This is a genomic window from Citrobacter sp. TBCS-14, assembly GCF_005280805.1.
GTDB lineage: Bacteria > Pseudomonadota > Gammaproteobacteria > Enterobacterales > Enterobacteriaceae > Citrobacter > Citrobacter gillenii.
In genome coordinates this window covers 1-595 of the sequence record NZ_SZWM01001313.1, presented here as the reverse complement: position 1 = coordinate 595, position 595 = coordinate 1, and the positions used below count along the sequence as shown (strand labels likewise).

Genomic DNA, 595 nt, shown 5'->3' with positions numbered 1-595 from the left:
TACCGTGTGTGAGCCGATCTTCGAAAAGCCGCTAGCAGAGATCTCCTTTGGTCACGTGCTGTTGAATCTGTTCAATACGGCACGTCGATTTAATATGGAAGTCCAGCCTCAACTGGTGCTGTTACAGAAGACGCTGTTGTACGTTGAGGGTGTTGGTCGACAGCTCTATCCTCAGTTGGATCTGTGGAAAACGGCCAAACCTTTNCGCAGTTAGATTTATGGAAAACAGCCAAGCCATTTCTGGAGTCGTGGATTAAAGATCAGGTCGGTATTCCTGCGCTTGTCAGGGCTTTTAAAGAAAAAGCACCGTTCTGGGTCGAAAAAATGCCAGAAATACCTGAACTTGTGTATGACAGTTTGCGCCAGGGCAAATATTTACAGCACAGTGTTGATAAGATTGCGCGCGAGCTTCATGCGAATCACGTACGTCAGGGACAATCCCGTTATTTATTGGGTATTGGCGCAACGTTGCTGTTAAGTGGGACATTCCTGCTGGTAAGCCGCCCTGAGTGGGGGCTTATGCCGGGCTGGTTAATCGCGGGTGGTGTTATCGCCTGGCTGATCGGCTGGCGCAAAATGCGCTGATTTTTTCATC

Annotated in this window: 1 pseudogene; it reads left to right on the top strand. The window is 49.0% G+C overall.

Annotated elements, in window-relative coordinates:
• Positions 1–585, top strand: a pseudogene (gene ubiB / locus FDX22_RS27540) (ubiquinone biosynthesis regulatory protein kinase UbiB); the annotation flags it as partial.
• Between the last annotated feature and the right edge of the window lie 10 nt (positions 586–595).